The organism is Eubacterium callanderi (assembly GCF_900142645.1).
Classification (GTDB): domain Bacteria; phylum Bacillota; class Clostridia; order Eubacteriales; family Eubacteriaceae; genus Eubacterium; species Eubacterium callanderi.
On record NZ_FRBP01000012.1, the window covers coordinates 166,820 to 173,211 of the forward strand.

At 54.2% G+C, this 6,392-nt stretch carries 4 protein-coding genes and 6 tRNA genes; 3 read left to right on the forward strand and 7 right to left on the reverse strand.

Going from position 1 to position 6,392, the window contains the following annotated elements:
• Positions 1 to 175 precede the first annotated feature (175 nt).
• Positions 176 to 1,366, reverse strand: coding sequence for an acetate/propionate family kinase (locus BUC22_RS16705; protein WP_013381194.1), 1,191 nt, complete (start codon positions 1,364 to 1,366; stop codon positions 176 to 178).
• Positions 1,367 to 1,511: 145 nt separating this feature from the next.
• Between BUC22_RS16705 and BUC22_RS16710 the strand changes: the two genes are divergently transcribed.
• The 3 genes from BUC22_RS16710 to BUC22_RS16720 are packed head-to-tail and all read left to right on the forward strand — an operon-like array spanning position 1,512 to position 5,574.
• The gene (locus tag BUC22_RS16710; RefSeq protein WP_013381195.1) at positions 1,512 to 2,753 is read left to right on the forward strand and encodes a tRNA(Met) cytidine acetate ligase; all 1,242 of its coding nucleotides are present in this window, start codon (positions 1,512 to 1,514) and stop codon (positions 2,751 to 2,753) included.
• The gene (locus BUC22_RS16715; RefSeq protein WP_013381196.1) at positions 2,750 to 4,333 is read left to right on the forward strand and encodes a carboxylesterase/lipase family protein; all 1,584 of its coding nucleotides are present in this window, start codon (positions 2,750 to 2,752) and stop codon (positions 4,331 to 4,333) included. The genes BUC22_RS16710 and BUC22_RS16715 overlap by 4 nt, the downstream gene beginning before the upstream one ends.
• Positions 4,334 to 4,344: 11 nt before the next feature.
• Entirely contained in the window at positions 4,345 to 5,574 is a 1,230-nt protein-coding gene (locus BUC22_RS16720) for an aminopeptidase (RefSeq protein WP_013381197.1), read from the forward strand.
• A 217-nt stretch (positions 5,575 to 5,791) separates the two neighbouring features.
• Here BUC22_RS16720 and BUC22_RS16725 read toward each other — a convergent pair.
• The 6 genes from BUC22_RS16725 to BUC22_RS16750 all read right to left on the reverse strand — a co-directional run bounded on the left by BUC22_RS16725 (position 5,792) and on the right by BUC22_RS16750 (position 6,389).
• Positions 5,792 to 5,867: transfer RNA gene (locus tag BUC22_RS16725), tRNA-Lys, on the reverse strand.
• 8 nt (positions 5,868 to 5,875) lie between these two features.
• Positions 5,876 to 5,960, reverse strand: a tRNA-Tyr gene (locus tag BUC22_RS16730).
• A 10-nt stretch (positions 5,961 to 5,970) separates the two neighbouring features.
• A tRNA-Thr gene (locus BUC22_RS16735) sits at positions 5,971 to 6,046 on the reverse strand.
• Between the two features lie 32 nt (positions 6,047 to 6,078).
• A tRNA-Asp gene (locus BUC22_RS16740) sits at positions 6,079 to 6,155 on the reverse strand.
• A 17-nt stretch (positions 6,156 to 6,172) separates the two neighbouring features.
• A tRNA-Glu gene (locus BUC22_RS16745) sits at positions 6,173 to 6,247 on the reverse strand.
• A 67-nt stretch (positions 6,248 to 6,314) separates the two neighbouring features.
• Positions 6,315 to 6,389 (reverse strand) — tRNA-Asn (locus BUC22_RS16750).
• Positions 6,390 to 6,392: the final 3 nt, after the last annotated feature.

Consider the following 6,392-nt stretch of genomic DNA (forward strand, 5'->3'; position numbering starts at 1 on the left):
GGGCAATCCTCATTATATATAGGATTGCCCATTTTGTCAAGTAAAAATCTTTACAAACGGGCCACAAATTTCAAAGGCTGACGAAAGCTTAAAAATACGGGATTTTTATGCCTCCGGACACTAAGATGGCGTGCCCATACGACACGCCATCTCTGTGTGATTGTTTTATTTATGATTAACCAACTAATTCAACGGTATCGCGGGCGATCATTAATTCTTCGTTGGTCGGGATCACCATTACCTTGGTTCTGGAGTCCGGAGTCGAGATCACAAGCGCTTCGCCGCGTTTGCTATTCTTTTCTTCGTCCAACTGGATGCCCAGGTATTTTAAGCCGCTGCAGACCGCTGCGCGGTCCTTGGAAGAGTTTTCACCCAGGCCGGCTGTAAAGATAATGCCGTCAACGCCGTCCATGGCCGCTACATAAGCGCCGATGGTGGTTTTTACACGGTAGATAAAGATATCCAGGGCCAGCTTAGCGCGTTCATTGCCCGCTTCAGCCGCCGCTTCAACATCACGGAAGTCCGAGCTTACGCCGGAAACGCCCAGCACGCCGGATTCCTTGTTCATCATGGTGTTGACCTGATCCACAGTATAGCCTTTGTCACATAAGAAAGGAATGATGGCCGGGTCAATATCGCCGCAGCGGGTACCCATTTCAAGGCCAGCCAGCGGGGTTAAGCCCATGGAAGTGTCAATACATTTGCCGTAGCGGATCGCAGCCACACTCGCGCCGTTTCCTAAGTGACAGGAAATTAATTTTAAGTTGCCGATGTTTTCACCCAGCAGCTCAGCAGCCGTCAGGCTGACAAAACGGTGGGAGGTGCCGTGGAAACCGTATTTACGGATTCTGTATTTTTCGTACATTTCATACGGCAGCGGGTAGATATAAGCTTCTGCCGGCATGGTCTGGTGGAAAGCCGTGTCAAACACGCCGACCATCGGTACGCCCGGTAGCAGTTCTTCACAGGCACGAATCCCGATTAAGTTGGCAGGATTGTGAAGCGGCGCCAGCTCAGAGCAGTCTTCCATTTTCTTAATCACTTCATCGTTGATAACAACAGAGCTCGCAAAAGTTTCAGCGCCGTGAACGGTTCTGTGACCGACAGCGTCAATTTCCTTAAGATCCTTGATCACGCCGTGGTCCGCGTCAACCAGGGCCGCCATAATAATATCCAGAGCTTCCTTGTGTGTTTCCATTGGCTGTTCAAACTTAACCTTATCTTTACCAGCCGGCTGGTGAACCACAACAGCGCCGTCAATACCGATTCTCTCAGCTAAACCTTTTGCCAACACTGTTTCAGTGTCCATATCCAGCAACTGATATTTCAGTGATGAGCTACCGCAATTAATAACAAGTACATTCATTTTTAAATTTTTTCTCCTTTTATTGTCTTTTTCAGATAAACAATTTATAATTGAACTACACTAGTATATAATAACAGTAACAAACCAATAATGCCATTATTTTTTTGTTTTTTTGGGCTAAATTATTGCTCAGTTGGAGGAAAGCATGCAAACCCAGGCCATCATCTGCGAATACAATCCCTTTCACAACGGCCACGCCTACCAGATACAGGCGGGAAAAGAGGCCGCCGGCAGCACCCATACCCTGGCGCTCATGAGCGGAAGCGTGGTCCAGCGGGGCACCTTTGCCGTAGCCGATAAATGGCTGCGCGCCCGCACCGCCCTGCTGTCCGGGGCCGATCTGGTCTGCGAGCTCCCCTTCTGCTACGCCGCCCAGAGCGCCGAGTATTTTGCCGCCGGCGCCGTCAAAATCTTAAACGCCACCGGCGTGTGCGACACCCTCTGCTTTGGCTCCGAGGCCGGCGACCTCGAGGCACTGAGCGCAGTGGCCCAGAGCCTCGCCTTTGAGACGCCCGCCTTCAGAGAGGCCCTCAAGGCCTTTCTCGGCCAGGGCCTGGCCTTTCCAAAGGCCAGGGAGCTTGCTTTTAAAGCCACCGATGGCGAAAAATCCGCATCTTATCTGCGGGAGCCCAACAATATTCTGGGTATAGAATATCTCAAAGCCCTGCGCCGCACCCACAGCGCCATCCGGCCCGTCACCATAAAACGGCAGGGAAACGCCTACCACGACACCCAGGCCCAGAGCCGCTACGCCAGCGCCACCGCCATCCGGCAGCTGCTGGCCGCCCCCGGCGCTGGCGCCCAGGCGCTAAAACCCTTGCTCCCCTACGACCCCGCCCTGCTCTTAAGCTATCTTAAAGAAGCGCGCGTTCCCTGGGAGGAAAGCTACGCCAAGGCCCTGCTCAGCCAGATCCACTCCCAGGATCTGGCCCGCTTCAGAACCCTGCCCTATATGGAGAAAGGCCTCGAATTTAAGCTTAAAAAGGCCCTGGGCGCAAGCGGAAGCTATGACAGCATTGTGGATACCCTTACCTCAAAACGCGCGCCCAAAAGCCGGATACGGCGAATTTTAATGAACCTGTCCATGGGCTTTGAGGCCCGCGATCTCAGCCGTTTCGCAGCCCCCGGCTTCGTGCCCTGCCTCCGGGTTCTGGGCTTTAACGAAAAGGGACGGGCGCTGCTAAAGGCCATCCGCGAGCAGGACGGCCTGCCCGTCATCACCAACACCCGCGCCAATATCACAAGGCTGAGCCCCGACCAGCGCGCCTGCTTCGATTTCGACGCCCGCGCCACCGACCTGTTCAGCCTGTTCTGCGAAAAGCAGTACCGCTACCACCGCGATTACACCCAAAACCCTGTCATCATAGCCGAAAAGGAGGCCTTATGAATCTGAATTTTAGCATTATCCCCAACGCAGAAGCCCCCCTGCCCCCCAATCCCACCATCTATCCGCCCTGCGGCCCCGTCACCGGCGTTTTCCGAAAAAACGTCACCAGCTACAAGGGCATTCCCTTTGCCAAACCGCCGGTGGGCCCCCTGCGGTTCCGGCCGCCAGAGCCCGCCCCGGCCTGGATCAGCCCGCGCGAATGCTTTGAATTCAGCGATAAATGCCTCCAGTTCGGCGGCATTCTGGCCGATCTCCCGCCCATGTACAGCGCCATCGGAAAAAGCGAGGACTGCCTGTACCTCAACGTCTGGACCCCGGCCACCGCGCCTGGGGAAAAACGCCCCGTTTACGTCTACGTCCACGGCGGCGGCTTTGCCACCGGCTCCGGCTCCGAGCTCATGTTCGACGGCACCAATATGGCCGAGCGGGGCGTGGTGGTCGTTACCTTTAACTACCGCCTCGGCGCCTTCGGCTTTTTAACCCTTGGGGCCATGGAAGAGGAATCCGGCAGCGCGGGCAACTTCGGCCTCCTCGACCAGATCCAGGCGCTGAAGTGGGTGCGGGAAAACATCGAAGCCTTCGGCGGCGATCCCGAAAACATCACCCTGGGCGGCGAATCCGCCGGCGCTTTCAGTGTAACCGGCCTGCTGCTCAGCCCGCTGGCCAAGGGCCTGTTCCACCGGGCCATCGTCGAGAGCGGCTCCATCCTGTCCATCGGAGCCTTCTGCACCCGGGCCAAAGGCAACCTTGCAAAATCCATTGCCATGGGAAAAGACTTTGCCCAGATCTTCGGCGCAGACGACAGCCCAGAGGGGCTTGAAAAACTCCGGGAAGCCCCGGCAGAGGCCATGGCCTACCTGTCCATGATCAAGGCCGACCGCGCCCTGCCCCTGCGCTTTTCCTTCTGGCCCGTATTCGACGGCGTCATCCTGCCAAAAGACCCCATGCAGGCCCTGAAAAACGGCGACTACAACGCCGTCGATCTGCTCATCGGCTACAACACCAACGAGGCCACCCTGTTCTTCAAGAGCAACAACAACTTCGGCTCCTACCAGATGATGATCTATGATCTCTTCGGCGCCGACAACGCCCCAGCTGTGTTTGAACGCTTCCCCATCGAGGACGAGCGCAAAGCCGAACGCCAGCTCGAAGCCATCTTTACCCATACCGGCTTTATTCTGGGCATGCGCATCATCGCCGATTACTTTGCCGACGCCGGGCGCAATGTGTTTTTTTACAACTTTAACTACGATCCCGCAATCCTTAAAATCGTCGGACTCGACACCGCCCACTCCCTGGAGCTGCCCTTTGTTTTCGGCAACGCCATCGGAAAAATGCGGATCAGCAAAATCAGCATCCTGTCCGACCAGATGCAGACCCACTGGACCAATTTTATGAAAACCGGCAATCCCAATACCGGCGGCGAATACAAAAATATGATGTTCTGGCCCTTCTACAACACCAGAACCCGGCAGCTCATGGTTTTTGACAAGGAGCTTTCCAACAAAACCATGCCCGATGCCGATACCCTCGATTTTTTACAGAATTTACTCTATGGTGAAAAACCCTACTATCTATAAAGGAGATAATCATGCAGAAAGAAAATTTACAAAAGCTGGCTAAACTGGCTGTCCGCATCGGCGTCAACATTCAAAAGGACCAGAACCTGGTCGTCAATTCCCCCATCGAGTGCAGCGAGTTCGCCAGAGCCCTGGCCGAAGAAGCCTACAAAGCTGGCGCCAGAGACGTCAGCATCAATTACAGCGACGAAAAATTCAGCAAAATCCGCTATACCCACGCTGATCTCGACGTGTTTAAGGAAGTGCCCGACTGGTTCGTGGCCAAGCAGAACGACGCCGTCGAAAAAGGCTCAGCCCTCATCTCCGTCTACGCCGACGATCCCGACCTCCTGAAAGACGTTGACCCCGAAAAGATCAAAACCGCCTCAGCCGCTATCCAGAGTGCCACCGAAGCCTACCACATGGCCATGATGAATAATGAGTGCCGCTGGTGCGTGGTCTCCGTGCCCACAGTCGGCTGGGCCGCCAAGGTATTCCCCGGCGTCGAACCCGAAACCGCTGTCGATATGCTCTGGGAGTCCATCTTCAAAGCCACCCGGGCCGACCAGGATGACCCCATTGCCGCCTGGCACCAGTTCAATAAAAGCTTTGAGGATAAAACCCGCTTCCTCAACCACAGCCAGTTTGTCAAATTCATCTATAAAAACAGCCTGGGTACCGACATTGAAGTCGGCATGCCCGAAAACCATATCTGGGCCGGCGGCAGCGAAAAAGCCGCAGACGGCGTCGAGTTCTTCCCCAATATTCCCACCGAGGAAGTGTTCTCCGCCCCACATAAGGACAAGGTCAACGGCACCCTGGTCAGCTCCCACCCACTCGTCTACAACGGCCAGCTCATCGACAACTTCTCGCTGACCTTTAAAGACGGCAAAGTCGTAAGCTACCAGGCCGAAACCGGCGAAGAAGCCCTCAAAAACCTCATCGAAGCCAGCGAAGGCTCCAACTACCTGGGTGAGATCTCCTTCGTTCCCTACCACTCCCCCATTTCCGATATGGATACCCTGTTCTACAATACCCTGTTCGACGAAAACGCCTCCTGCCACTTCGCTCTGGGCGCCGCCTATCCCACCTGCGTCAAGGACGGCTCCAGCATGAGCGTGGACGAGCTCAAAGAAGCAGGGCTCAACTACTCCACCACCCACGTCGATTTCATGGTCGGCACCGAAGACCTCAGCATCACCGGCATCCAGGCCGATGGCACTCAGGTTCCGATCTTTGTAAACGGCGACTGGGCCATCTAGCCCAAGCTATCAAAAAAAAGAAGAACCTTTGGCATATCCAGCCAAAGGTTCTTTTTAAATGGAATAAAACGACATGCCAAAACGACACACCACCGCCCGGCACTCAGCCCAGCGCAAATTTTTCACCAAACCCTCGTGAGATAACGTACCAAAACAGCGCGCCATGTCCAGCAAATAAAAAAAGCAACTGTTTTCACAGCTGCTCTATCTTCTAAAATGGTGACCCATGGGCGACTTGAACGCCCGACACCCTGATTAAAAGTCAGATGCTCTACCAACTGAGCTAATGGGTCATAAAAAGTGGTGGGGAGAGATGGATTCGAACCATCGTAGACTCCGTCAACGGATTTACAGTCCGCCCCCTTTAGCCACTCGGGCATCTCCCCAAAATAAAAATGGAGCTGATGATAGGACTTGAACCTACAACCTGCTGATTACAAATCAGCTGCTCTGCCAATTGAGCCACATCAGCTTAAATAATATCAAATATTAAAATAAAAAAAATGGCGACCTGGAAGAGACTCGAACTCTCGACCTCCAGCGTGACAGGCTGGCATTCTAACCAACTGAACTACCAGGCCGCATGATGTTATAAAAATGGTGACCCCTGGGGGATTCGAACCCCCGTAACCGCCGTGAAAGGGCGGTGTCTTAACCGCTTGACCAAGGGGCCAAATTACTTTGGCTTAAAAAGACGGATATGGAAAATTCCTGCTTCTCCATATCCGTTTGTCTTCAAATGGCTCCCCAGGTAGGATTCGAACCTACAGCCTATCGGTTAACAGCCGAGTGCTCCACCGTTGAGCTACTGAGGATTA

What these genes read in the sequence shown, in the direction of transcription:
- BUC22_RS16705 (WP_013381194.1), bottom strand. Translation starts at nt 1,366, where the DNA reads ATGAATGTACTTGTTATTAATTGCGGTAGCTCATCACTGAAATATCAG.
- BUC22_RS16710 (WP_013381195.1), top strand. Translation starts at nt 1,512, where the DNA reads ATGCAAACCCAGGCCATCATCTGCGAATACAATCCCTTTCACAACGGC.
- BUC22_RS16720 (WP_013381197.1), top strand. Translation starts at nt 4,345, where the DNA reads ATGCAGAAAGAAAATTTACAAAAGCTGGCTAAACTGGCTGTCCGCATC.
- BUC22_RS16715 (WP_013381196.1), top strand. Translation starts at nt 2,750, where the DNA reads ATGAATCTGAATTTTAGCATTATCCCCAACGCAGAAGCCCCCCTGCCC.